The sequence below is a fragment of the Nostoc sp. DedSLP03 genome, from assembly GCF_034530815.1.
GTDB lineage: Bacteria > Cyanobacteriota > Cyanobacteriia > Cyanobacteriales > Nostocaceae > Nostoc.
Genome location: NZ_JAVRCK010000049.1, coordinates 37,829 through 64,094, shown reverse-complemented (window position 1 = coordinate 64,094; position 26,266 = coordinate 37,829). Strand labels below are relative to the sequence as shown.

The 26,266-nt window shown below is 41.5% G+C and carries 25 protein-coding genes and 1 other RNA gene; 19 read left to right on the top strand and 7 right to left on the bottom strand.

Features of this window, described 5'->3' with window-relative positions:
- Nucleotides 1–294: 294 nt before the first annotated feature.
- A complete protein-coding gene (locus tag RM368_RS22660) occupies nucleotides 295–1,356 on the bottom strand; it encodes an L-histidine N(alpha)-methyltransferase (RefSeq protein ID WP_322696119.1) in 1,062 nt (353 codons plus the stop codon).
- 212 nt (nucleotides 1,357–1,568) lie between these two features.
- On the opposite strand from RM368_RS22660, the gene RM368_RS22655 reads away from it, so the two are divergent.
- From RM368_RS22655 to RM368_RS22640, 4 genes are all read left to right on the top strand, one after another.
- Nucleotides 1,569–3,347: an ABC transporter ATP-binding protein gene (locus RM368_RS22655; protein WP_322696118.1), complete on the top strand. Its 1,779-nt coding sequence runs from the start codon at nucleotides 1,569–1,571 to the stop codon at nucleotides 3,345–3,347.
- Nucleotides 3,344–5,146 carry an ABC transporter ATP-binding protein gene (locus tag RM368_RS22650; protein ID WP_322696117.1) on the top strand — a complete coding sequence of 601 codons (1,803 nt, stop codon included), beginning with the start codon at nucleotides 3,344–3,346 and terminating at the stop codon, nucleotides 5,144–5,146. The genes RM368_RS22655 and RM368_RS22650 overlap by 4 nt, the downstream gene beginning before the upstream one ends.
- A gap of 46 nt (nucleotides 5,147–5,192) precedes the next feature.
- Nucleotides 5,193–5,447 carry a TIGR03643 family protein gene (locus RM368_RS22645; protein WP_322696116.1) on the top strand — a complete coding sequence of 85 codons (255 nt, stop codon included), beginning with the start codon at nucleotides 5,193–5,195 and terminating at the stop codon, nucleotides 5,445–5,447.
- 112 nt (nucleotides 5,448–5,559) lie between these two features.
- Nucleotides 5,560–6,093: a dihydrofolate reductase family protein gene (locus RM368_RS22640; protein WP_322696115.1), complete on the top strand. Its 534-nt coding sequence runs from the start codon at nucleotides 5,560–5,562 to the stop codon at nucleotides 6,091–6,093.
- 99 nt (nucleotides 6,094–6,192) lie between these two features.
- On the opposite strand, the gene trxA is transcribed toward RM368_RS22640, so the two are convergent.
- Complete coding sequence (trxA, locus tag RM368_RS22635; protein ID WP_322696114.1) at nucleotides 6,193–6,531, bottom strand: thioredoxin; 339 nt, start codon at nucleotides 6,529–6,531, stop codon at nucleotides 6,193–6,195.
- Nucleotides 6,532–6,754: 223 nt separating this feature from the next.
- Nucleotides 6,755–7,066: a hypothetical protein gene (locus tag RM368_RS22630; protein ID WP_416212252.1), complete on the bottom strand. Its 312-nt coding sequence runs from the start codon at nucleotides 7,064–7,066 to the stop codon at nucleotides 6,755–6,757.
- Nucleotides 7,067–7,532: 466 nt separating this feature from the next.
- Here RM368_RS22630 and RM368_RS22625 point away from each other — a divergent pair, with 466 nt between their 5' ends.
- A complete protein-coding gene (locus RM368_RS22625) occupies nucleotides 7,533–7,748 on the top strand; it encodes a hypothetical protein (protein ID WP_322696112.1) in 216 nt (71 codons plus the stop codon).
- Nucleotides 7,749–7,905: 157 nt separating this feature from the next.
- Here RM368_RS22625 and RM368_RS22620 read toward each other — a convergent pair whose 3' ends face one another.
- From RM368_RS22620 to aroB, 3 genes are all read right to left on the bottom strand, one after another.
- The gene (locus tag RM368_RS22620) at nucleotides 7,906–8,226 is read right to left on the bottom strand and encodes a hypothetical protein (protein ID WP_322696111.1); all 321 of its coding nucleotides are present in this window, start codon (nucleotides 8,224–8,226) and stop codon (nucleotides 7,906–7,908) included.
- A gap of 368 nt (nucleotides 8,227–8,594) precedes the next feature.
- Nucleotides 8,595–9,173 (bottom strand): Uma2 family endonuclease, encoded by a 579-nt coding sequence (locus RM368_RS22615; RefSeq protein ID WP_322696110.1) that lies wholly within the window; start codon nucleotides 9,171–9,173, stop codon nucleotides 8,595–8,597.
- Nucleotides 9,174–9,237: 64 nt separating this feature from the next.
- Nucleotides 9,238–10,404: a 3-dehydroquinate synthase gene (gene aroB, locus RM368_RS22610; RefSeq protein ID WP_322696109.1), complete on the bottom strand. Its 1,167-nt coding sequence runs from the start codon at nucleotides 10,402–10,404 to the stop codon at nucleotides 9,238–9,240.
- 226 nt (nucleotides 10,405–10,630) lie between these two features.
- Between aroB and petL the strand changes: the two genes are divergently transcribed.
- The 10 genes from petL to ssrA all read left to right on the top strand — a co-directional run bounded on the left by petL (nucleotide 10,631) and on the right by ssrA (nucleotide 17,931).
- A complete protein-coding gene (gene petL, locus RM368_RS22605; RefSeq protein ID WP_099101760.1) occupies nucleotides 10,631–10,726 on the top strand; it encodes a cytochrome b6-f complex subunit PetL in 96 nt (31 codons plus the stop codon).
- A gap of 268 nt (nucleotides 10,727–10,994) precedes the next feature.
- Nucleotides 10,995–11,435: an ATP synthase subunit I gene (locus RM368_RS22600; protein WP_292873069.1), complete on the top strand. Its 441-nt coding sequence runs from the start codon at nucleotides 10,995–10,997 to the stop codon at nucleotides 11,433–11,435.
- 60 nt (nucleotides 11,436–11,495) lie between these two features.
- Nucleotides 11,496–12,257, top strand: a complete 762-nt coding sequence (gene atpB / locus RM368_RS22595; RefSeq protein WP_322652708.1) for a F0F1 ATP synthase subunit A — start codon at nucleotides 11,496–11,498, stop codon at nucleotides 12,255–12,257.
- Between the two features lie 148 nt (nucleotides 12,258–12,405).
- The gene (gene atpE / locus RM368_RS22590; RefSeq protein WP_012411162.1) at nucleotides 12,406–12,651 is read left to right on the top strand and encodes an ATP synthase F0 subunit C; all 246 of its coding nucleotides are present in this window, start codon (nucleotides 12,406–12,408) and stop codon (nucleotides 12,649–12,651) included.
- A gap of 181 nt (nucleotides 12,652–12,832) precedes the next feature.
- Nucleotides 12,833–13,264, top strand: a complete 432-nt coding sequence (locus tag RM368_RS22585) for a F0F1 ATP synthase subunit B' (protein WP_322679160.1) — start codon at nucleotides 12,833–12,835, stop codon at nucleotides 13,262–13,264.
- 187 nt (nucleotides 13,265–13,451) lie between these two features.
- Nucleotides 13,452–14,024, top strand: a complete 573-nt coding sequence (locus tag RM368_RS22580) for a F0F1 ATP synthase subunit B (protein WP_322679161.1) — start codon at nucleotides 13,452–13,454, stop codon at nucleotides 14,022–14,024.
- Nucleotides 14,021–14,575, top strand: coding sequence for an ATP synthase F1 subunit delta (gene atpH, locus RM368_RS22575; protein ID WP_322696108.1), 555 nt, complete (start codon nucleotides 14,021–14,023; stop codon nucleotides 14,573–14,575). The genes RM368_RS22580 and atpH overlap by 4 nt, the downstream gene beginning before the upstream one ends.
- Before the next feature lie 233 nt (nucleotides 14,576–14,808).
- Nucleotides 14,809–16,323 (top strand): F0F1 ATP synthase subunit alpha, encoded by a 1,515-nt coding sequence (gene atpA, locus RM368_RS22570; RefSeq protein WP_322696107.1) that lies wholly within the window; start codon nucleotides 14,809–14,811, stop codon nucleotides 16,321–16,323.
- A gap of 96 nt (nucleotides 16,324–16,419) precedes the next feature.
- Entirely contained in the window at nucleotides 16,420–17,367 is a 948-nt protein-coding gene (locus RM368_RS22565; protein ID WP_322696106.1) for a F0F1 ATP synthase subunit gamma, read from the top strand.
- 171 nt (nucleotides 17,368–17,538) lie between these two features.
- Nucleotides 17,539–17,931: a transfer-messenger RNA gene (gene ssrA / locus RM368_RS22560) on the top strand.
- A gap of 506 nt (nucleotides 17,932–18,437) precedes the next feature.
- Here the strand turns inward: ssrA and RM368_RS22555 are convergent.
- A complete protein-coding gene (locus tag RM368_RS22555) occupies nucleotides 18,438–18,893 on the bottom strand; it encodes a helix-turn-helix domain-containing protein (RefSeq protein WP_322674311.1) in 456 nt (151 codons plus the stop codon).
- Between the two features lie 1,083 nt (nucleotides 18,894–19,976).
- Between RM368_RS22555 and RM368_RS22550 the strand changes: the two genes are divergently transcribed.
- The 4 genes from RM368_RS22550 to RM368_RS22535 all read left to right on the top strand — a co-directional run bounded on the left by RM368_RS22550 (nucleotide 19,977) and on the right by RM368_RS22535 (nucleotide 26,246).
- Entirely contained in the window at nucleotides 19,977–21,716 is a 1,740-nt protein-coding gene (locus RM368_RS22550; protein ID WP_322696105.1) for a diflavin flavoprotein, read from the top strand.
- 152 nt (nucleotides 21,717–21,868) lie between these two features.
- Nucleotides 21,869–23,581, top strand: a complete 1,713-nt coding sequence (locus tag RM368_RS22545; protein ID WP_322696104.1) for a diflavin flavoprotein — start codon at nucleotides 21,869–21,871, stop codon at nucleotides 23,579–23,581.
- A gap of 395 nt (nucleotides 23,582–23,976) precedes the next feature.
- Entirely contained in the window at nucleotides 23,977–25,038 is a 1,062-nt protein-coding gene (locus RM368_RS22540) for a hypothetical protein (protein WP_322696103.1), read from the top strand.
- 1,028 nt (nucleotides 25,039–26,066) lie between these two features.
- Entirely contained in the window at nucleotides 26,067–26,246 is a 180-nt protein-coding gene (locus RM368_RS22535; protein WP_322679176.1) for a hypothetical protein, read from the top strand.
- The last annotated feature ends 20 nt before the right edge of the window (nucleotides 26,247–26,266 follow it).

Sequence of the window (26,266 nt, the reverse complement as noted above, 5' to 3'; positions counted from 1 at the left end):
GGCTGGAGGCAGAGCCTCTAATAAGCCATTCCCAGTCTCCGACTGGGAACGAGAAGTGAAATCCAGTCGTTTCTTGAATTCGGGCGAGCGTTTCTTGAATTCGGGCGAGCGTTTCTTGAATTCGGGCAGTGGTTAGGGCAATACAGTTCAGTTAAGCTTTTATTTCTCCCCCTGCCTCCCCTGCCTGCCTCAACGGATAAATTTCTTAACCCAAGCGTATTGGTGGTTAGGGTGGGGTAAAAGAATATTTGATACATCAATCATAACTTTTCAAACATCCGTAAACTGAAGAACTTAGTTACTGGCAACCTTACAAATCACCATAATATGTGATTTGTATTTGTTAGTAGTATAGTGAACAAGTTGTAGTCCAGAACGTTCTACTTCTTGCAAAAGTTTAGGCAGTTCATACTTGTGATGCCGCCAAATAGTAATCTCTTCACCTTTAGAGATTTCAATATTTTTATCTATACCCATCCGACTAAAATTTATAGTGTAATCATGACGTAGTTTCAGATTAGCAACAATACTATCTGTTTTTAAATCGTATTTTCTCACTAGTTCGCAATCTTCAGATTTTATCCCAATCTTCTTTTGAACCCATCCATATACTTCTTCTACATGATACTTGCAGCCACCTCTAACTATTCCATTCCATGTAGAGTTAGAACCAGTTTCGTTAGTAAATACTAAAAGATCATTTTTTCCCATGCTATCTCTAAAGTTTTTAAACACCTCATCTCTATTTTGATGATTTCCAATGGTAACTCCTAAGTGTAAAAATATTTTCGCTGTATCGTCAATTTCAAGGCTAGCTTGATTTTGGAATAAACTTTTGGGTACACAACTACTTTCTATGTCAATTGTGGAACTGATAAAATCAATTAGTGGAAACCATTTTCTAAAATTGCTTTTGGAGACATGAAGCAATTCTTCGCTAATATCTAAGGCAATATATTTATTAACTTTTCCCAATTTATTTAGTTTATGGATAAACTTTTTAACTGGATAGGAATTACCTGCACCAACGTCTATAATATTTACTCTTTTACCAGATTTTATATTACCATTCAGGTATTTAAAATTATCTTTTAAAAGGTCAATTTCTACATTTGCTCTTCCATACCATCTAGGAATAACATATTCTAGATAAAAATCGTTCCAAATTTTTGCACCTCTCCCTTTATAAGAATACTTGAGAGGGATTTCTCGTCTGACTTCTAATGCATGAATTATCCCTGAAACTTCTTCTTCAGAAAAAAGAGAGTAGAACTCAGAACTTGGCTTTGCTGTGCGACTGATAGCAGGTGAAATATCAAAGGGAAGTTGGGAATTGCTATGAAAATTTTGAGCCATTATTCTTGTTCTTTGGTTTTCTTCGGTTTGGAAATGGATTAGCCGCAATGCTTGCCAAAAATGTATTCTCCCATGCCACTGTCCCCAAACTCGGAATTTTCACCACAAACAAGAGAGGTACTCTATATTTCACATTCGCCACTATCAAATGGTCAATTGTTTTTTTACAATCAAAGTACGATAATTTTCCAAAGATACACGGGTGAATTGCAGTGGTTCAGCAACCAGAACTCCAGGAAACTTCGTCGATAAAGGCAACCCAGCGCGTGCTTAAAAGTTTAAGCACTTACCGATGGACTTCGCTTGGAGCATTGGTCAGCTTATTGTTGTTGACGATCGCCAACGCACTCACTCCACAACTATTTCGGTGGGGAATTGATGAGGGAATCGCGCCAAAAAATCTCCAAATTGTGCTATATAGTGCCGCCTGGATGGTAGTTGCTGCGATCGCTCGTGGTGTATTTAACTTTGGACAAAGCTATTTAGCAGAAGCAGCGTCTCAGGGTGTTGCTTATGACCTGCGAAACAAAATTTTCAGCAAAATTCAAAATCTCAGTTTCAGCTTTCATGACCAGGCGCAGACTTCCCAACTCCTAACCCGTGTCACCAGCGACATTGAACAAATTCGTACCTTTGTTGGTACTAGTTTAATTCAAGTCGTCGGTTCGCTTGTGACATTGGTGACTATTTCGGTGGTTTTGCTGGTGATGAACTGGCAACTAGCACTGATTACGCTAACGGCAGTGCCTATAGCCGCATGGTTAATGGCACAATTCGTGACTCGGAATAATAAACTTTTTCGGCAAGTACAAGAGCAACTGAGTAACCTGAATGCTGTATTGCAAGAGAATTTACTAGGAATTCGCGTAGTAAAAGCCTTTGTGCGGGAATCCACCGAAAGGTCGCGTTACACGACTTTAAATGATGGTCTAGTCAAGGCAAACATGAAGACCATTAGCGCCATCCGCAATACCTTCCCGTTCATCTTTTTGGTGAGTAATTTGGTAACACTGGCAGTTTTCGGCTATGGGGGAGCGCAGGTGATTGGGCGCAGATTTTCCATTGGCGAACTGGTGGCGTTTAACTCCTATCTAGCATTGATTCTCCAACCGATTTTGTTGATTGGATTTGCCGCACCTGCGATCGCTCAAGCAGCTGCTTCCGCCGAACGTGTCTACGAAGTTGTGGATGCAGAGGTAGAAATTCGCGATCGCCCCGGTGCTGTCCCCTTTGACATCTGTGGTGGTAGAATTACCTTTGAAAATGTTTCCTTTCGCTATCCCGGAGCGACCATCGAAACTCTCAAAGAAGTATCCTTTGAAACCAAGCCTAACGAGCTAATCGCCGTTCTCGGAATGACTGGTTCGGGAAAAAGCACAATCATGAACCTGATTCCTCGCTTTTACGATGTCACCAAGGGAGCAGTTCGCATTGACGGACGAGATATCAAAAGTTTCACACTCAAAAGCCTCAGATCGCATATTGGGATTGTCTTTCAGGAAACCACCCTCTTCTCTGGCACAATCCGCGAAAATATTGCCTACGCCAAACCCGATGCTACCTTAGCGCAGGTGATTGAAGTTGCAAAAACCGCCCAAATGCACGATTTTATTAGCGGTCTAGCTGATGGCTACGAGACGATTGTGGGCGAACGGGGAGTAGGCTTATCTGGTGGACAAAAGCAGCGAATTGCGATCGCTCGTACCTTACTAACCGATTACAGCATTCTGATACTTGACGATAGTACCTCAGCTATAGATGCCAAAACTGCTGCCCAAATTCAAGCCGAACTAGATGGTTTAATGCGCCAAAAAGCTTGTACAACCTTTGTAGTAGCTCAACGTATTAGCACCGTTAAAAATGCCGATCGCATTTTTCTCATGGATAAAGGACGATTGGTAGCACAAGGCACTCACGAAGAATTGATGCAAACCAGTCCACTCTACGGTGTAATTTTGGAATCTCAGGTAAAGCCGAAGGAGAAAAAATGAGAGGCACTATTCCCGTTGTTGCATCTGAGGAAAACACGAGTCAGCAATTTTCCACCCTGCGGCGCTTTTTACAATACGTGCTGCTTTATCGCAAAGAAATTCCCATCGCTCTGACATTAGTATTAATTGGTGCCATAACTCAGGCAGTTGGGCCATTCTTTCTCGGCTGGTCGATCGATCGTCTGATTGCACAAGGGAATTTGCAAGGACTGCTGATGTTGTTAGGGCTATTAGGGCTGAACTACGGACTTGGTGTCTTAGCAATTCGGGGTCAAATTATTCGAGTCGGCTGGATTATGCAGCGATTGCTGGCTCAACTAAGACAAGATATTTTCATTAAAATCCAAAGTCTGCCACTCAGCTTTTTCGATCGCAGCGAAGCAGGCGATTTAATGAGTCGCTTGCTGAATGATGTCAACACCGTGAATCAAGCATTTGGACTGACGATTGCCCAAATGTTGGGCAATACTTTCAGTTTGGTGGGCATTGTAATTGCCATGCTCTCAATCAACCTACGACTTGGTTTGTTGAGCAATCTGGTTGTGCCACTGATGATTTTTACCACAAGCTTGTTTGCACGTTGGGCAAGAGCCAGATTTCGCGTCACCCGACAAACCATTGGGGAACTTTCCGCCAAGTTAGAAGAAGATATTGGCAGCGTGCGAGAAGCACAAGCATTTAATCGCGTACAGATGAATATCGCAGAATTCGACGTTCTTAACGCTGCTAATAGAGATGCCAACGTTCAGGCTGTGGCAATTACTTCCGCCTTTTTACCCTCTATCGATTTTCTCAACACACTAGCAACGGCTGGCGTGCTAGCCTATGGCGGTTATCTAGCGGTAACAGGAGCTGCAACAGTGGGTGTAGTGACATCCTTTTTACTTTACGTCCAGCAGTTCTTCCGCCCGATCCAAATTCTCAGCCAGTTTTATACTCAAGCTCAATCTGCTTTTGCCGGATTAGAGCGAATATTTCTATTATTAGATGAACCGTCAGAACTCAAAGATGCACCCGATGCCATAGAAATGCCGCCTATTCAAGGTGAGGTGACATTCGAGAATGTCAAATTTGGCTATAACCCAGATCGACTGGTTCTTAAAGGAGTGAATTTACACGCCTATCCAGGAGAGATGGTTGCATTAGTCGGGCCAACCGGTTCGGGAAAAAGTACAATTATTAACTTGATTTTGCGCTTCTATGATGTATCAAGTGGTGCAGTAAAAATTGACGATCTTGATGTGCGTAGCGTGACTCAAGCAAGTCTGCGCCGTCAAATTGGCATCGTCCTACAAGATAATATTTTGTTCACTGGTACTGTTGCCGAAAATATAGCTTTTGGCGCTCCTTACGCCAGCCAAGCTGATATCGAAGCGGCTGCACAACTGGCAAATGTGCATGAGTTCATTACCTCACTACCACAGGGTTATACAACTCAATTGGGAGAACGGGGAGCGCCTCTGAGCCAAGGACAGCGACAACTAATCAGTATTGCTCGGGCGGTATTAATTAATCCCCGAATTCTGATTCTGGATGAAGCCACCAGCAGCATCGATACCCGCACAGAAGCACTAGTACAAAGTGCGATCGCTCGATTACTCCAAGGTCGTACTAGTTTCGTAATTGCCCACCGTCTCAGTACAGTTACTCAAGCAGATCGGGTATTAGTAATTCAGCAGGGAGAAATTGTAGAACAGGGTACTCACGCCGAACTCATTAATCAGCAGGGTGTTTATGCCAACCTTTATGCTCTGCAACTGGGTGCAGCAGACACAATGGTTCTTCAAAACGAAAAGTAAAATATATAGATATATAGCTCAAATTTACTAATTGCCAGCAAAAAAAATGAAGCTACCTAACCTCGATTCACAAACCATCGATCGCATCATTGAAATGGCATGGGAAGATAGAACATCTTTTGATGCTATTGAGGCTCAGTTTGGGCTATTGGAAAAAGAGGTAATCGCCTTAATGAGGCGCGAAATGAAAGAATCTAGTTTCAAGATGTGGCGAAAACGAGTCACTAAACGCAATACAAAGCATTTATCTCAGCGAGAATTTATTACAGGTCGATTTAAATCGCATAATCAAAAAACGTAAGTAATTGGGTAAGCGATTGCTTTTTTGTGATATAAACCACCAAGGGCTAAAATGCTGTAGAAAGGCATTCGCTTGCACTCATTGAGTGAAAACTACCAAATTCACAAGCATAATGACGAAAGTTACACTCTACATTGCAGCTAGTTTGGATGGCTACATTGCTCGCAGCGATGGCAAAATTGAGTGGCTATCAATCCTTGATATAGAAGGTGAAGACTACGGTTACACTGATTTTTACGAATCGATTGATGCGATCGTCTTGGGTAGCAAAACCTATGAAGTAGGGCTGGGTTTCGATCGATGGCCTTATCCAGAAAAAAAATCCTTCGTATTCACCCAGCGTAATTTCCAATCCGATCGTGAGGACGTTGTATTTGTTTCTGACCCAGTAAAACAGGCGTTAGCAGATATAGAGGCTCAAGGTTTTAAAAATATCTGGCTAGTTGGTGGCGGAGAATTAATCAATTCGTTTCTTCAGCACAGCTTGATTGACGAATATATTATTTCAACGATTCCAATTATCTTAGGTGGCGGTATACATCTTTTTCCACCATCTAACCATGAAGAAAAATTGGAGCTGATTAACTCACAACAATATCCAAGTGGTTTACTTCAAGCACATTATAGGCGAAAAGTAAATGATTAAAATAATTCGTAATTCCTAATGATATTCTCTACGAATTACGTTACGCAGCGTTAGCGAAAGCGAGTACTCGAGCGTCCGCAGAAGCGTCTTACGAATTAGCTAAACAAGCTTCTGAACAGCGTTGCTAAAGTCTTCGTAAGGAGAAACCCCTACTATAGTTTCTGCTAAAATACCATCTTTGAAAATTAAAACTGCTGGAATACTGCGAAGACCGAATTTTTTGAAAACGGGCTTATTCCTGTCAACATCTACCTTAACGACTTTAGCACGACCTTTGTATTCTTCGGCAAGTTGATCCATTAACGGACTGACTAGGCGGCAGGGGCCACACCAAGTAGCAGTAAAATCAACAACAACAACTTTCTCTTCACTTCCATTTAAAACAACATCAAATTCACTTTCTTCAACGTAAGTAACTATGTCAGTATCTGTAGACATTTTTTAATTCCTTAGTGGCAAACTAAATTTCAGCAAAAAACTAACTATACAAACTATACTCCCTTTTGAGTGTCAGATTCATTAGTTACCTATATTCACAGGAAAACTCCCGCAGATAATTTTTGTCGGCAAGGGTATACTTAATTACTTACTTTTTGCGTGGGGTGCGATCGCATAACGCACATTACTATCCAAAAACCCATACCTTCAAGGCGTAGAAGCGTCAACAGTCATCCTGCTGACCAAATAATTCTAACAACCCAATTGTGCCGACAAAAAAAGTATAAGTTGCATATTTTATTGGCATCTTTTGTCTTGAAGGTGCATAAAAAGCTGCTATAATACTTTCAATAAAATGGCAGATCATCGCAAAACGCTCAATCCAAAAAATTGGATTAAGGCTGCTTGGTACATGAATGTTAGTTATTCCTGCATAAATATTCCACGATTCCAATCCAATTGCGCTTGTTATCAGCGCTGTAGATATAATTTTTATAAACAGATAAATCTTTTTCTTAATAAACTTTAAGTCCATATTGCTCAAAATAATATTTAACATATCTACAATACTTGGAAAATTAACCAAAAAGTTAATATGTGTTGTCTAAAGATTTGCCCTAAGTCAGCCAATTTTATTTCATGATTTTCATTTTTACAAAAGCCGATAAAAATATAAATATGCTACAGAGGTAAACTGGCACAGCTAGCTATATGCCCTCACGATGATAACCTCTATATTAGTAACTTACAAAAAAGAAATTATCCCAAATTATTCGTACATTTGTATTAGGTGCGCACATTTGGGCATCCCTAAGAATAAGATATTTTTGAACTGGAAGTACCTGAAGTCAATATTCCCAAAACTTTGAGAAGAGAACACACTAAAAACTATAAACGAGCGAGATTAAATCGCCAGATATTTAAAAAATGACAAAAGTGTGGAATAATACATAAGTGGAAAATTTAATTGCACTCCATAGATTGATAATAAATGTAAAGCTATGATTGCTCAACATTACAACTCAATTCATGTTGAAAATGACTTGCTTAAACAAATCAAAATTAAAGAAAATCAGCTAAAAATTGCACAAGAGTCTAAGATGCTTCATGTAGCAGAAGAATTACAGAGTCAATTATTAAAGCTACAGTCTCAATTATCAGAGCCGCAAGAGCAAGACGTTGAAATTCAAGCGTTGATGAGTTTGCTAGACGAATAAGATTGTAAAATTTTGTTGCAAAATTTATTGGAAATACAAAACCTCTGTTGCCCAAAAGCAAAGCATAGTGATTGTGATGTCTGAAAATGTAGCTTATGTGCTACAGCTTAAGAATTAACAAGACAAACAAAAGCCATAGAAGAGTGATGATTCTTACTTAGATAAGACGTTGGGGTTTTTGCTGAGTATGTGGTCTTTTGCTTTGCGGTACTGAATCAATCTTCAGAATAGGTTTAATTGGGCGCTGTTGCCTTTGATTAAGAATTTGAATTTCTCTCTCAATTGAATCTTTTCCTTGTCTAAAAAATTCTTGAGAATTATATGGAACCAAGTCACGGGAAAAATGTTGAGCTTGTCTTGGAGTCAAACTAGGAACTGCTTGTTCAGCATTGGCAGAAGTCTGTACAGCCAGTAAAAAAGCTGTTGAAAGCACCAAAGGTTTTATTTTTATACATTCGCTAAATATTAGTTTTAACATAGTTGATACATCTGTTGCATGAATACAGTTTCCAACCACATTCGTATTGGTCTGATTATAAATAAAGTATACTTATTCCCTTACTAATTACCTCCTACAAATGGATGAATTAATCAGCTAAAATATTATAGCGTTTCCTAGTCTGTTGAGGTACAAATCTCTGCGTACCTCTGCGCTTTACTTTGCGTCCCTTTGCGTTTCAAAATATTATCTGTACCTCACTTAACTGGTAATCGCTATTAGTACAGTACAGCGTAAATACAGCTACTATCTAAATTAACCAGATAAGTTTCTCAAGCAACTGGTTAAAGTTAGACAAACCTTCCCTACTTAAAATTTTGATGGACGTTGAAAGCAAGAGAATTGTGCTATTCAGTAGCTAATGGTATTTTCGCCTTTTGAAACACCTGCTCAACAGTAAATTGTAGTCCTTCAAACAAAGAATCTGTGAGTAGTTCTTCTCCCATATAAGTTTGTGGTGCTGCATCTGGATAAAAAACAGTAATGCTTCTAGCTTTACTATCTAATACCCATACCCGCAACACTTTAGCATCCAAATAGTCTTTGGCTTTAGCCGCCATTTGTCCAAAGGTTTGCCCTGAGGAAATAATCTCAATCACCAAATCAGGAGAAACAGAACATGCTCCTTCTTTATCCCAATCAGGGGGTAAACGTTCATTAGAAATATATAAAATATCCGGTATTGGCATCCAATCTCGCCCTCGACGAGTTAATGCAACAGCTAATTCTGGGCAAACTTCTCCTTTCCCCTGACAGCATTGCTCAATCAAATTCAGAAGGGCACGAGTAAGTTTAGAGTGGAATTTTTTTGGTGACATTTTAGGAATTGCTTGACCATCAACAAGTTCGTAGGTGATATCTCCCTCGCCTAGTGGAAGATTCAAGAACTCTTGCAAAGTTAATTGATTTTTGGCTTGGAGTATCATGACTCATTAATTCGTAATTGAAGGACAGAGCAACTAACTTTTATTCTGACACCTGAATTCTTCTTCAAATTGTTTGCATTCCCCGCAACACTTGCCGAATAATATCCGATGGCACTTCATCGGTAATTGTTACTACACCAATCTCTGTTGGTAAAACAAACCGAACTTTCCCGGCTTGGACTTTCTTATCTAATTGCAACGCCTCAATAATTGCTTCAATATCTACTCCATCTGGTAGCTGAGTTGGTAAACCCGCTTTTTGAATTAAAGCATTTTGACGTTCTGTGTCTTCTTTTTGCCACAATCCTAAATCCACAGCAATTTGACCGGCTGCTACCATACCAATAGCCACCGCTTCACCATGATTTACTAGACGATAACCAGTCAAACTTTCCACTGTATGACCGATGGTGTGTCCATAGTTGAGAATTGCCCGTAATCCGCCTTCTTTCTCATCTTTGCTAACAACATCAGCTTTTGCTTGACAAGAGTGCGTTAATATGCTTGTTATTAGGTCAGGTTTGACATAGCGGAGTTGGTCGAGGCGTTTACTTGCTTCTAACTGGGCAAACAATTCGGCATCCCAAATCACACCGTACTTAATAACTTCTGCCATCCCTGCCCGAAACTCGCGCATAGGTAGAGTTTTTAACACATCTGGGTCAATCAAAACCAAACGCGGTTGATGGAATGCCCCAATTAAGTTTTTACCGTGGGGATGATTCACGCCAGTTTTGCCACCAATTGCCGAATCTACCATCGCCAACAAAGAGGTAGGCACTTGGACAACATTAATACCACGTAGCCAAGTTGCAGCCGCAAAGCCAGTCATATCGCCAATTACACCTCCGCCCAAAGCCACCATCGTAGAAGAACGTTCTAGGCGGTTTTCCAAGGCTACATCGTAGAGTTTTTGGATGGAATTGAGGGTTTTGTAGCGTTCACCAGGTGGTAGATTGCAGCTAGCAACTTCAAATCCAGCAGATTTTAGGGATGTAATTGCTCTTTCGCCAAAATGCTTAAAAATCGTCGGATTAGAAACTAGCAGTACCTTTTTGCCTAAATTGAGACTGGCCATCTGTTGACCCAGTTGATCTAAACTCGAAGGTGCGTTAGCGTCGCTCGACGTTCGTGTAGCGTCTCGTTCGTGCAGTGTCTCCGACAGGAGAAGAGAAGTTATCGCAATCTCATAAGACTGCTCTGGTAAATTTACATTAATTACAGAAGTCATTGCCCAACCCCAAACAAGCGCTTGTGGGCTGTATTGTATCGCAATCTACGAAATGGGCATAGGGCATTGGGCATAGGAGATTGCTAAGAAGCAGGCAAGCAGCAAAGAAGTTTTAGTAAGTATTTCTCCTCTACCCTCATGCCCTATGCCCAATGTCCCATACCCATGCCCAATACCCAACAACTAATGATTCAATAGATTTAGGAAGTATTCTGGAGAGCAATAAATGTTTGCAATTGTATCTTATATCGTCTTCTTGGGTTTATTCTTTGGCTTATCTGTAGGATTGCTGTTCGGTCTACGGACTGCCAAAATAATTTAATCGAGGTATATTCAACCCAAAACTCTTGTGGGGGCGGGCATCTTGCCTGCCCTCAGTTGACAAATAGGCTATAAAACCTTTACTTTTTCACCAATTTCGGCAACGTGAACTTAATAAAATTGCTGTAGGCTTTAGTCCGTCGGTACTTACTGCCTGATGTTGACAAGAAGTTAATTGTTTTTTCCTAAAGTATTGTTACTGGATCGTGATATGATTCAGCTGACTGAATGTGCAGTCATCATATTTAACTGTACTGGTTTCAAGTCCCGTGAGCTTGTCTGACGAATCAATTGCGCCCACTCCGACAACGCAACAAGATGCTAAAACTGGTTCTGAAGACACAGAATCAGGTAACTCCATGCAAGAGTTCTATCAACTCTTTCAGCGATTATTGGTAATCACGCTTGTCTTGACGGGGGTTATTTTTATCTCTGTGTGGATTTTTTATTCCTTAAACATTGCCCTAAATTATTTAATTGGGGCGTGTACAGGTGTGGTTTACTTAAAAATGTTGGCAAGAGATGTTGAGCAGCTTGGTAGTGAAAAAACCAGTCTGAGCAAAACTCGTTTTGCTCTGTTTATTGGAGTCATGATCGTGGCAACTCGATGGCGTGAGCTACAGATTTTGCCCATTTTTTTGGGATTTCTAACTTACAAAGCCACGCTCCTCGTCTATATGGTGCAAATTGCGTTCATTCCTGATTCTTAAAAAGTCAGGCTCACAAAGATAGTAATCCCATCCTCGCTCGTTGGGGAAAATGCTTGAAGAATGCAAATGCTTAGTGTCTTAAACGCCTTTAATTCTTTTCCCCTCGCCGAATTAGAAGTAGGTCATCATTTCTACTGGCAGTTGGGCAATCTTAAAATTCATGGGCAAGTTTTTCTCACCTCATGGTTTGTGATTAGTATTCTAGTAGTGGCTTCAATTGCTGCTACTCGCAACGCACAAAGAATTCCCAAGGGCATCCAAAATTTGATGGAATATGCCCTAGAATTTATTCGCGATCTGGCCAAAAACCAACTTGGTGAGAAAGAGTACCGCCCTTGGGTGCCATTTATTGGCACATTGTTCTTGTTTATTTTCGTATCGAACTGGTCAGGTGCGCTAATTCCCTGGAAGCTCATCAAGCTACCTTCGGGCGAATTGGCAGCTCCCACCAATGACATCAATACGACTGTCGCATTGGCATTGCTGACCTCCTTAGCGTACTTTTACGCAGGTTTTAGCAAACGGGGTTTAGGTTACTTTAAGAAATATATAGAGCCAACACCTGTTTTGTTGCCGATCGCAATTCTCGAAGATTTCACCAAGCCCCTCTCCCTAAGTTTCCGACTATTTGGTAATATTTTGGCGGATGAATTGGTAGTAGCGGTGCTGGTGCTGCTAGTTCCTCTATTTGTACCTCTGCCTGTAATGGCCTTGGGTTTATTTACTAGTGCCATTCAAGCCCTGGTTTTTGCTACCCTAGCCGGAGCATACATTCATGAGGCAATGGAGGGGCATGGTGAAGAAGGACATGAGGAGCATTAAACTTCTCAGTTGATAGCACAGTTCCAAGAGCATATTCGCTCAAAACATCGCAAAGCGCGATCAAAGAACTCATGTGCAGCGTGAAAATCACGTTTCTAATCGTTAACGCACTTTTGTTAGTTTTGTAATCAAAGCAAGGAAAATCAACATGGATCCATTAGTTCAGGCTGCTTCAGTTCTCGCTGCTGCTTTAGCGATTGGTTTAGCTGCAATTGGCCCTGGTATTGGTCAAGGAAACGCTGCTGGACAAGCAGTAGAAGGTATTGCTCGTCAACCTGAAGCAGAAGGAAAAATTCGCGGTACTCTGCTATTAACCTTGGCATTCATGGAATCCTTGACTATCTATGGTCTAGTAATTGCCCTGGTATTGCTGTTTGCTAATCCTTTCGGCTAATACCTGAAATTTTTGTGAGTGTGGAGACGTGAACCATCACGCCTCTACAATCGAAATGTTTTAGGTATCTCAATAGTTATAATGTTCAGTTGACCCTTGTTGGCTATGGGTCTCTAAAATATCAAAGGTTGGATGACGTTGCTAGCCATGAACACTGCTACTCCAGCCAAAGAGGAGACAAATGTTTGATTTCGATGCTACCTTGCCCTTCATGGCATTGCAATTCCTGCTACTAGCAGCTTTGTTGAATGCAATTTTCTATAAGCCACTGACCAAGGTACTAGACGATCGCGATAATTATATCCGAACGAATACCCTTGAGGCGAAAGAAAGCTTGGCAAAAGCCGAGCGTTTAGCCGCCGAATATGAGCAGCAACTCGCAGACGCTCGCAGACAATCGCAAGCTACTCTAGAAGCAGCTCAACTGGAAGCTAAGAAAATTACTGCCGAGAAAATTGCTGAAGCCCAAAAGGAAGCTCAGTCTCAACGAGAACAAGCTTCTGTTGAAATAGAACAACAAAAGCAACAAGCTTTTAGCTCCTTAGAGCAACAAGTTGATGCTCTAAGCCGGCAGATTCTAGAAAAACTATTAGGGCCAACTCCAGTTAGATAAGCTAAGGAGATTGGTTCTGTGTAAAGCATACGCGCAACTGGCCCCTAGTCCAGAGCGCTTAATTAAGTGTCAAAAAAGGCACTTTTTCCCTTCGGGGAAAAGATACTTAATTTCCCTTCGGGGAAAAGATACTTAATTTCCCTTGGGAAAAATACAACGTATTAGCAAGCGAGCAGCGCACTTGTAAATGGGTATCATGGGGACATTCTTATTACTTGCCGCAGAAGCGAACGCTGTTCACTCTGAATTGGCAGAAGGCGCAGCAGAAGGTGGTTTCGGTCTAAACCTAGACATTTTTGAAACCAATCTGATCAATCTAACGATTCTGATTGGCATATTATTCTACTTCGGACGTAAGGTTTTAAGCAATATCCTGAACGAGCGACAATCCAATATTGCCACCGCAATTCAGGAAGCAGAAGGGCGCTTAAAAGAGGCAAAGACTGCCCTTTCCCAAGCGCAAGAGCAATTGAAGCAATCTCAGGCAGAGGCAGAACGCATCCGCCAATCAGCCACAGAAAACGCCCAAAAGACGAAAGAAGCCTTGTTAGCGAAGGCAGCGCAAGACGTAGAACGCCTGAAACAAACAGCAGCAGCAGATTTAAATACCGAAACAGAGCGAGCGATCGCTCAACTGCGGCAAAGAGTTGCTGCACTAGCATTGCAAAAAGTCGAATCGCAACTCAAAGGCGGGATTGCCGACGATGCTCAACAAAGTTTAATTGACCGCAGCATCGCACAACTGGGAGGCAATGTATGACAAGTCAAGTAGCAACAGCCGAAGTAGCCCAACCCTATGCACAGGCACTTTTGTCAATAGCGCAATCGAAAAATTTGACAGAAGAGTTCGGGGAAGATGCGCGGACTTTACTGGGGCTGTTAAGAGCAGACAAACAGCTACAAAACTTCTTTGGCAACCCGTTTATTCAGCCTGAGAACAAAAAAGCTCTGATCAAACAAATACTCGGTGAAGGCTCTAACCCCTACTTACGCAACTTTTTGTTGGTGCTAGTAGACAAACGCCGCATTGCATTCTTGGAATCGATTTTTCAACAATATCTGGCGCTGTTGCGGCAGCTGAATCAAACCGTATTAGCGGAAGTGATTTCAGCCGTTCCCCTCACAGAAGCTCAACAGCAGGCAATCACAGAAAAAGTGATTGCTATAACTAATGCTCGCCAGGTAGAACTAGAAACCAAGGTAGACAGCGAGTTAATTGGTGGTGTGATCATTAAAGTAGGTTCGCAGGTAATTGACGCTAGTATCCGGGGTCAGTTGCGCCGCCTTTCATTGCGCTTAACTAATAGCTAGAAAGTTAGGAGTAGAGACGCGATTAATCGCGTCTGTACAAGAGTTAGGAGTAAAGACGCGATTAATCGCGCCTGTACAGAAGTTAGGAGTTAAGAGTTAAGTAAACAATAATTTATTTTGACTTTTAACTTTTAACCTTTGCTTTTTTAACTCATCGCTCTTAACTCATCACTCTTAACTCACCACTCCTAACTATTGAATTTTCCCGTCTCGAAAGCAAACAAGATAGACACATGAGCATATCAATTAGACCTGACGAAATTAGCAGCATTATCCAACAACAAATCGAGCAATACGATCAAGAGGTCAAAGTTGCTAACGTTGGTACCGTCCTACAAGTAGGTGACGGTATTGCCCGGATCTATGGTCTGGAAAAGGCTATGGCTGGGGAACTCTTAGAATTTGAAGATGGCACAATTGGCATCGCCCAAAACTTAGAAGAAGACAACGTGGGCGCGGTGCTTATGGGTGAAGGGCTAGAAATTCAAGAAGGTAGCTCTGTAACCGCTACTGGTAGAATTGCTCAGATTCCGGTAGGAGAAGCCTTAATTGGACGAGTTGTAGACGCTTTGGGTCGCCCCATCGATGGTAAGGGAGACATCAAATCCTCAGACAGCCGTTTGATTGAATCTCCAGCGCCCGGTATCATTGCTCGTCGGTCAGTACACGAACCCATGCAAACGGGTATCACAGCTATTGACTCAATGATTCCTATTGGTCGCGGTCAACGGGAATTGATTATTGGTGATCGCCAAACCGGTAAAACTGCGATCGCGATCGACACAATCATCAACCAAAAAGAAGAAGATGTAATTTGTGTCTACGTTGCGATCGGTCAAAAGGCTTCCACAGTCGCTAACGTAGTACAAACATTGCAAGAAAAAGGCGCACTTGATTACACCGTCGTCGTCACCGCTAGCGCCAGCGAACCAGCAACCCTACAATACTTAGCTCCTTACACAGGCGCAACTATTGCCGAGTACTTCATGTACAAAGGCAAAGCTACCCTGGTAATTTATGACGATCTCTCCAAGCAAGCCCAAGCTTATCGCCAAATGTCACTACTGCTGCGTCGTCCACCCGGACGCGAAGCTTACCCTGGAGATGTATTCTACATTCACTCCCGCTTGCTAGAAAGAGCAGCAAAGCTAAGTGACGAATTAGGTAAAGGCAGTATGACCGCCCTACCAATCATCGAAACCCAAGCTGGTGACGTTTCAGCATACATCCCCACCAACGTAATTTCTATTACCGATGGTCAGATATTCCTATCTTCTGACTTGTTCAACGCTGGTATCCGTCCGGCTGTGAACCCCGGTATTTCTGTATCCCGCGTGGGTTCTGCGGCGCAAACCAAAGCAATGAAAAAAGTTGCCGGGAAGATTAAATTGGAACTAGCCCAATTTGACGACCTGCAAGCCTTCGCTCAATTTGCTTCTGACTTAGATAAAGCCACTCAAGACCAGTTGGCACGGGGTCAACGGTTACGCGAACTCCTCAAGCAGCCACAAAATTCGCCACTCTCAGTATACGAGCAAGTAGCAATTTTATACGCTGGTATCAATGGTTACTTAGATGACGTTCCCGTAGATAAAGTCACAACCTTTACCCAAGGTTTGCGCGAGTACTTAAAGACTGGTAAGTACGCCGAAGGAGTAAGAGCCTCCAAAGCGCTAGGTGATGCAGAAGAAGCTGCTTTAAAGGAAGCACTTACCGAATACAAGAAGACCTTCAAAGCAGCAGCGTAATTAAAGTGAGGAGTGAAGAGTTAAGAGTTAAAAGTTAATGAAATACTCCTAGCTCTTAACTCCTAACTCCTAACTCCTAACTCCTAACTCAAGAATATGGCCAATCTAAAAGCAATACGCGATCGCATTCAGTCGGTCAAAAACACCAAAAAAATTACAGAAGCCATGCGTCTGGTAGCTGCGGCTAGAGTGCGCCGGGCGCAAGAACAAGTGCTAGCAACTCGCCCCTTTGCCGATCGCTTGGCACAAGTATTGTATGGTTTGCAAAGCCGTCTGCGCTTTGAAGAAGCAAACCTACCACTGCTGAAAAAACGCCAAGTTAAATCAGTCGGGTTATTGGTAATTTCAGGCGATCGCGGTCTATGCGGCGGCTACAATAGTAACGTTATCCGTCGTGCAGAAAACCGCGCTAAAGAAATCCAGGCAGAAGGTTTAGACTATCAATTTGTGATCGTCGGACGCAAAGCTACACAGTACTTTCAACGCCGCAATCAGCCAATTGATGCCACCTACAGCGGCTTAGAGCAAATTCCCACCGCAGCAGAAGCCAATCAGATCGCCGATCAACTACTTTCCTTGTTCCTTTCAGAAGAAGTCGATCGCATCGAATTAATCTATACCAGATTCATTTCCTTAGTTAGCTCCCGTCCTGTGGTACAAACCTTACTGCCCCTCGATCCCCAAGGTCTAGAAGCAGGCGATGATGAAATCTTCCGCTTGACAACTCGTGGTGGTAAATTTGAAGTCGAACGCGAGAAAGTGACTAAGGAAGTCCGCACGTTGGCTCCTGACATGATCTTCGAGCAAGATCCCGTGCAGATTCTCGATTCTCTATTGCCCTTGTATCTGAGTAACCAGCTATTGCGGGCGCTACAAGAATCGGCAGCTAGCGAACTAGCAGCCCGGATGACAGCTATGAGTAATGCCAGTGACAACGCTGGTGAACTAATTAACACTCTCACGCTGTCCTACAACAAAGCTCGACAAGCTGCAATTACCCAAGAACTCCTTGAAGTTGTGGGCGGTGCTGAAGCACTAACTTAGAAAAATACTTGTTGTGGATCGTCATAAATAGCCAATCGCTAATTTTAAAACCATTAACGATTGGCTATTTTGAGTAATGGCAGCCATATATCGTGACTTTGATAATTACGAATTACGAATTACGAATTACGAATTAAGAATCGCGTACTATAATTGAAATATGAAGCGCATGGGTCCGTCACGGTTTCGACAGGTTGGCGAACGCTGCTCTGTGATTCAGGTCGAGAGTGAGTCTCCTCTCGCAAATCAAAGGCTCAAACAAAAAGTAAATGCGAATAACATCGTTAGCTTTGCTCGTAAGCCTGCTCTAGTAGCAGCTGCCTAAAAACCTCTTACAGGTTCGAGCGTCTTTAGTTTGACTCCGTTAAAAACTGAAGACCAACCCCCAACGGATGCTCTAGTAAGCGTTCTCTGGTTGGCTTGCTGGCTAAGATTAAATCAGAGCATCCTACGTTCGGGATAATGAACGATTCCCGCCTTGAGGGTCAGAAAGGCTAAACCTGTGAATGAGCGGGGGGTCAATACCCAATTTGGACAGCAGTTCGACTCTGCTCGGATCCACTAAAAATAGTTAACAAGTCCACTTGACACTGTAATGTGTAAGTGGACTTTGTTTTATGGAAAACTCCATCATAATTTTCTATAATGCACAGTTAACTTGAGTTCAACGGCTAATACCATTTCTTTGTGAGGCTGCGCTAAATTCTCTTGGCTTCTTTCTTTGCGTTCTTTGCGCCCTTTGCGGTTCGTTTCTTATTTAGTTTGGCGCATCTTCATACAGAATTGGTATAAAATAGCAATACCGTTCAGTGAAGCCCAAAATTTTTGGTAAAGATGCGAAACTGGACTGTTATCCTGCTGCGCTAAGGTGTCTCTACAACTTTCTCGGCAAACCTTAAACAAGAATATGTAGACCTCAACAGCGCCCAAGCCCAAATAACACAAAGAAGCGCAACAAGTATTATCTTTGCAAAAAGCAGGAACTTGTCAAGAATATAATCTTGGTTTTCAACACAATCTAGCGATCGCTACCCAAACGAAACAAGCGATCCGATTCCAAGATGGTGTAATCAGCTAATCACGCTGTTTCTGGGTTTGTGTGCGCTTCCAAGCCTTCTTCCTCTTTTTTTCAGTACCCGTCGTAGTCGATCTGCACTCAAGTTTACTTGACGCTCAGATGCTAGTTTTTTTGCTAATTGTTTAGAGTTATAAGTCTCTGATTCTTGAGCTAAACAATTTTCGAGATAAACCAAATCTGATTCTGAATATCGTGGTTTTCCTCCTCGGCCAGGAGCATCCCATAAACCTGCTAAACCCATTTTTTCCCAGCGATGAAGGGTTTGACGCACTGTTGAAATCGCCCAATTCAAGCCTTTTGCAATTTGCTCATTTTTTAAGCCGCGAGTATTCAGCAGTAAAACTTGAGCGCGATCCTTAGTACGTTGAGGAACATCTTTGGCTTTTCTCAATTCTTCTAAAGTCAGCTTTTCTTCTTCTGTGAGAAATACTTTTAATCGGCATCCCATAAACAATAACCTTTTACAAAATCAATTTTTGTCATTTTTGTATCTATTTACGCCTGTATACTGAATTACTTAGGTATTTTATAATACATTTTCAATATTTTAACTACAAATATTAGTGATGTCGGCGTCTATAAGGCTACTACGCGATCGGTATTGGCTTGGAAAAACTATCAAAATTTGCATTTTTTCATCAACAATGGATTTTGATAAGAAGTTCGGCACATCGAGATTACACATTAACCTATATAGGTAAACTTATCTGATAGCCTAAAGCTGTAGCTTATAGCTATAACAAGAAAAATTTGTTGGCGCGATCTTGATTAATGTTTAAAGTCGATAATAAAGGACTGTATCATTAAATTCCTGAGATTCTTCTTATGCTTACGGAGGTTTACCGAAACTTTAAAAATTATTTTTCTGCTAGTTTCCTTTTAGATGAGCAAAAAAATATATACAAGCCTACTTTCTTTTTATTCAACTAGTCTCTGGAAATTTGCCTTGATTATCTTCAAAAAAATATCTTTTTTATCGACTTTACATAAAGTTTATATTCTCTGCACCATATTTTTGATTAAGACAACATATTGAATACCCATTGAATAAACTAATGTTAACAGCCGATTCGACCCTTTTTGTCAGCCTAATAAGTTTGCCCTACTTTTCCTACCTTTCCTACTTTTCCTACTTTTTTAATTAAGTGAGTACCTGAAAAACATAAATTTTTCTACTTTATAAACATATCCTTTGACAATATGAAGTATTAAAAGTAATCTCGATTTGGTAGATAGACCAACAATTTAATAATGGTAAAATTATGTTTTATTAGTTAAAAAACTAATGACTATGATATTTTTAAATTAAGATAAAACCAGATAAATAGCAAAAATAAGTACTCAGTGAAACTTAGGGATAAATTAATATTTATTTAGGATATTTGTTGAGTCATATTTTTTGCTAAAAAACAGCAATAATTGATACAAGTTAAAATTTTCAAAAACTGATATTCATTACAACTTCAAATAAAAATAATAGAGAGAATGGGGGCAGAAGAAAAACCTGTTAATTTGCGCTCGGAGACGAATAATGGTATCGATGTCTACGACCGGCAAGGCCCACGCAGAGAACGTTCAACATCGGCTAACTATACAAACTGTAGAAATTGCCCCTAACACAACGGCGATTCGCTCTCTTGACTGGGATCGCGATCGCTTTGATATCGAATTTGGACTGCAAAACGGTACAACCTACAATTCATATCTAATTAGGGGCGAACAAACAGTTTTGATTGATACTTCTCACCAGAAGTTTCGCGATCTGTATTTAGAAACTCTCAAAGGTCTTGTTAACCCCAAAACAATTGATTATATAATTGTTAGTCACACAGAGCCAGACCATAGCGGCTTAGTAGAAGATGTCCTCCAGTTAGCTCCTAGAGCCACTGTTTTAGCCTCAAAAGTTGCACTGCAATTCCTTGAGGGATTAGTACACGATCCTTTTTCCAAGCGGGTTGTGAAAACTGGCGATCGCATCGATATCGGCAAAGGACACGAAATGGAATTCGTGAGTGCGCCTAACCTGCACTGGCCGGATACAATCTTTAGCTTTGACCGCAAAACCCAAATTCTCTACACCTGTGATGCTTTTGGGATGCACTTCTGTGACGATCGCACCTTCGACGAAGATTTAGAAGCGATCGAAGCGGACTTTAGGTTTTATTACGACTGCTTGATGGGCCCTAACGCTCGTTCGCTACTGAATGCGATGAAGCGGATGGGCGAACTAGGGAAGATTAATATAATCGCCAATGGTCACGGGCCATTATTATACCACCATTTAGATGTTCTAACCGGGTGCTACGAAAATTGGAGCCAAAGACAAGCTAAAGCAGAAACAACAGTTGGCTTGTTTTTTGTCTCAGAATATGGATATGGCGAACGCCTTGGTCACGCAATTGCCGAAGGTATCCTGAAAACTGGCGTTGGCGTAGAAGTACTGGATCTGAGTACTGCTGGGAGCCAAGAAATTCAAGAACTAGCCGGGAGAGCAGCTGGCATCATTATCGGTATGCCCTCGACTACCGCCGCCGCCGCCCAAGCTAGTATCAGTTCGGTGCTAGCTGTCGCTAAGAACAAGCAATTTCTTGGGCTGTTTGAATGTTACGGTGGGGATGATGAACCCATTGATACACTCCGCAGACAATTTCTTGACTCTGGCATCAAAGAAGCTTTCCCACCCATTCGGATTAAAGAGGCTCCCACTGCATCAACATTCCAGTTGTGTGAAGAAGCGGGTAAAGACATCGGACAATTGCTAGTGCGCGATCGCAACATCAAGCAAATCAAGTCCCTCGATGTCAACATGGAAAAGGCACTAGGTCGCATTAGCAGCGGACTATATATAGTCACTACAAAAAAAGATAATGTCTCAAGTGCAATGCTGGCATCCTGGGTAACGCAAGCGAGTTTGCAACCATTAGGATTTACAATTGCCGTTGCGAAAGACCGCGCCATTGATTCCTTAATGCAAGTAGGCGATCGCTTCGTCCTCAACGTTTTGGAAGAAGGCAATTATCAAGAACTCAAGAAACATTTCCTCAAGCGCTTGCATCCTGGTGCCGATCGTTTTGCTGGGGTAAAAACTCAAACCGCGAAAAACGGTTCGCCGATTCTGACTGATGCTTTGGCATACATGGAATGTGAAATCCAGACCAGCATGGAATGCAGCGACCACTGGATATTATACTGCACCGTCCAAGAAGGTCGTGTCTCCAAAAACGATGGATTGACAGCCGTTCGCCATCGCAAAGTAGGTAATTACTACTAAATATAGGGCATAGGGCACGGGGCATAGGGCATGGGGTACGGGGTATGGGTTATTTATCTTTGTTCCCAATGCCCTATTCCCAATGCCCAATGCCCTATTCCCAATGCCCAATTTTCAATGCCCAATGCCCTATTCGCTAACTTTTAACAGCTATGACCAATTCCAAGCCACGCGACGTACAAGTTTTACCAATTGCTACCAATACTAAGGCTATCAGAGCGCGTAGTTGGTCACGTCTGCGGTTTGAAATTGAATACGCACTTGAAAGAGGTACTACTTCCAATTGCTATTTAATTGAAGCTGATAAAACCGCACTTATCGATCCACCGCCAGAAAGCTTTACCGAAATTTATTTAAAGGCATTGCGGCAGACTTTAGATTTGCAAAGTTTGGATTATATAATCTTGGGTCATTTTAGTCCCAATCGAGTTGCAACCCTCAAAGCAATTTTAGAACTAGCACCACAGGTAACTTTTGTCTGTTCTCTTCCTGGTGCGAACAATTTGCGTGCTGCTTTCTTAGAGCAAGATTTAAATGTCTTGGTGATGCGGGGGAAAGAAACTCTGGATTTAGGCAAGGGTCATGTTTTGAAATTCTTACCCACTCCGAGTCCGCGTTGGCCGGAAGGACTTTGTACCTACGACCAGCAAACCCAAATTCTCTACACAGATAAGTTATTTGCAACTCATCTTTGTGGTGATGATGTGTTTGATGATAACTGGGAAGCGCTCAAAGAAGACCAGCGTTACTACTTTAACTGCCTGATGGCTCCCCAAACTCCTCATGTGCAGGCAGCTTTGGAGAAAATATCAGATTTGCAGGTGAGAATGTATGCTGTAGGTCACGGGCCCTTGGTACGCACCGGCTTAATTGAACTTACCAAAGCTTATGCAGAGTGGAGCCGTTCTCACAACGATCGCGAAATTTCCGTTGCCTTACTTTACGCTTCAGCTTACGGGAATACGGCAACTTTAGCACAAGCGATCGCTCTGGGATTAACTAAAGGTGGAGTCGCCGTCAAATCGATTAACTGCGAATTTGCTACCCCTGATGAAATTCGCATCAACCTCGCACAGTCAGAGGGTTTTATCATCGGTTCTCCTACTATTGGTGGTCATGCGCCAACTCCGATTCATACTGCTTTAGGGATTGTGCTATCGAGTGGTGACAACAGTAAACTCGCTGGAGTTTTTGGTTCCTACGGCTGGAGTGGCGAAGCCTTTGACTTAATTGAAGGTAAACTCCGGGATGCTGGATATCGCTTTGGTTTTGACACTTTGAAGGTGAAGTTTAAACCTGATGATGTCACTCTCAAGTTTTGTGAAGAACTCGGTACAGACTTTGCCCAAGCACTGAAAAAGGCTAAAAAGGTACGCGTACCCCAACAAGCCGCGACTCCAGTGGAACAGGCTGTTGGTCGGATTGTTGGTTCCGTCTGTGTGGTGACAGCGAAACTTGGAGAAGTGTCTACCGCAATGTTAGGCGCTTGGGTTTCTCAAGCCACCTTCAACCCACCCGGAATAACAGTGGCGATCGCTAAAGAGCGAGCGATCGAATCTTTGATGTATCCAGGCGGTAAGTTTGCCTTAAATATTTTACCTGAAGGCAATCATCAAGATTACATGAAACATTTCCGTAAATCTTTCGCGCCTGGGGAAGATCGATTTGCCAACTTTAGTACAGCAGTTGCAGATAACGGTTGTACCGTCCTCACTGATGCATTAGCATATTTGGAATGTTCGGTCAACCAACGTCTAGAATGTGGCGATCATTGGGTTGTGTATGCAACTGTAGATGAAGGAAAATTACTCAAGCCTGATGCTGTAACTGCCATTAACCATCGCAAAACCGGCACTCATTATTAACTTTTATTGGTACTCTCTAACTTAGGAGATTACCGTGCAATGCGACTCTAGCAGCATTTTTGCTACTTACTCAGTGTGCTAGGGATACAATCAACCACGCTAGATGTCTGCACATCTGATAAATCCACCTACACATGAGAGTGATAGGTGGATTAATTTTTTTTGTTGAGAAGAATGCGTTTAGAAAAAACAGCAATGGTTAAACAGACGTATCTACATAATAAATTCATCTTTTCTTTAGCATAAATTTACACGTAGAGAATTTAGCATATACAAAATATGATTAAGTAAAGGTTATGAAGCTATTAAAATCCGATCTCATGAATTATTGTAATGTTTCATGACTAAGCTTAAAAATTTATTACATTCAGCCAGTGAAAATAAGGAGATCCTAATTGATTAGGAAAATAGACGCGCAAAATTTTCAGCTTAAGCCGCTTGGGACGTACTTGGTTGAAGCTGAACTAATTACTCCAGATCAATTAGACACAGCACTCAAGACACAAAAGTTAAGTGGTGAACAGTTGGGAGAAATTCTGGCAATGCATGGTTTTGTTAAGCAGCAAACCATTGAATACTTCATGTTAAACGTTGTATTGCCAGAGCGACGCAAAATTTTAAAAAACCAATCTTATTCAGACAATGGTAAGAGCGATCGCATATCTGTAATTGAGTCAACGAGTTCGATAAAACCAGAAGATGCGATCTTGCTGTTGCAATCATCGCATCAATTCAAAGTATATCTTTCTGCCAACAAAACCCTCAAATTCCTGCTTGGCGTGGTTTTATGTTTGGCTCTTGTCAGTCTTTTTGCTAATTACAATGTCTACTATCTACCTGACTTCCCTGGGAGAGATATCTTTAGAATTATATTCGACCTCAACAGCGAGGATAGTATTCCTACAATTTACTCTGGAGGAGCTTTACTATTTTGTTCTATTCTGCTAGAAATCATTTTCCAAGCTCAGAAGTCAACTAAGAATAAAGACTTCTGGGCATGGAGAGGATTATCAATAGTCTTTGCTGGTTTGTTCTTAGACGAATTGATCAGTCTTCATGAAAGACTAACTACACCACTGCGAGCTACATTCAATACCAGTGGTTTTTTGTACTACGCTTGGGTGATTGTGGGTGCTATCTTCGTACTCGGATTCTTGCTAGTGTTTGGGCGATTTGTGTCTAATCTTCCTAGCAAAACACGACGCTTATTTTTCATTGCTGGAACAATCTACGTGGCAGGTGCAATTTTTAGTGAATTGATAGGCGGATACTATGAATATTACTACACCCCCAATAACATGGTTTATGTCTTCATAACGACTATAGAAGAAGTGCTAGAGATGCTGGGCATAGTTATCTTTATTTATACGCTGTTGTCGTACATAAGTTGCAATATTAAAGGTATAGATATAGGAGTCCACATTAGTGGTTATAGGAAGCAAGACCAGCGGACTTAGCTCAAACATAGCCAAATAAAATATTTGAAACTTTTGTACTTAAAAAGAGGTAGTTTTTGATTAGCAACTTGAGTTATTAAAAAAATTCTCTTTTTAGAAGCTGATATAAATGTCTTAGAAACTGACACAAATACCTTAATAGAGCAGACCATTAGCGATGGCCAGCTCACCAATAGTGCTAATATTACTGTGCAAGTTGGCGATCGCCAACTTGAAGGCAACGGTAACGATGTATTCCACAGTACCCCGGTAATGGCAAAGACACCTCTGTGGCGTCAATTGTAACGATCTGTTGTCTGGTGGTCTAACCTTCAGGCAACTGAGTTTCTGAAGTCACAACATCATCGTGACTACTGATATAGCAAGGGACTGGGGACTGGGTGAAAAGCCTTTTTATGTCTAAGTTTTATCGTCTGTTGATGTCCTAACCACCAAGACTTGTGCTATAAAATCTTGGCAACTCTGACTGCTGCTAATTTCACTATCGTCTAGTATCAAAATCCATGGGCCAGTTATGGCTGCCTTAAAGAACCAATAATTACTGTAGAACCAGCCTTTTGATCAAACTGACTGTAAATTCACAGTTAGTAACATAAATCACCTTGATTTATCTACAATACATACATTCTGTAGGTGATTTTGACTTTTGAGCCATATCTAACACCCAACACAGTCAATATGCGACCAAATAAAGCCTGTGTTCAGCACCTGAAACGTTCATTTTGCATAACACATATTATAGGTGATTTGTAGAGTGTGTCAGTCCTAATTACAAGTCTTATTGTGTAAGCCCTTACTAAGGTATCTGTAATACTAAATTTCGTGAAATGGTATGACTTTTCACGGGATATGGATTCAGGAAAATGGTGCGTGCAATTTCAGTATTAAAGCGTAAACAACATAAATTCACTTGGTGAAATTCCGCAATTGCCACAAAGACAATAGCAAAAACGCAGGGTAGCCTTTAACTAGAAAAACAGTATTAGGTAATTCCTAGACACAACTTTTATATTATTTTTCTTGTTCTTATGACTCCAAAACACACCAAAATTAAATTTCCTCTTTGGCAGTATCTGAACCAGCCCTTATTTAGTCGCGATACTAAATTAATACTAAATCCCCAACGTTTCGTATTAGTCTGGCGTCTGCAACTTTTAGAACGTTGCTGGACTAAAGAATGTGACGCCAAAGGACCTCAACAGCATTAGATATTTAAAAAGCTGGCAAA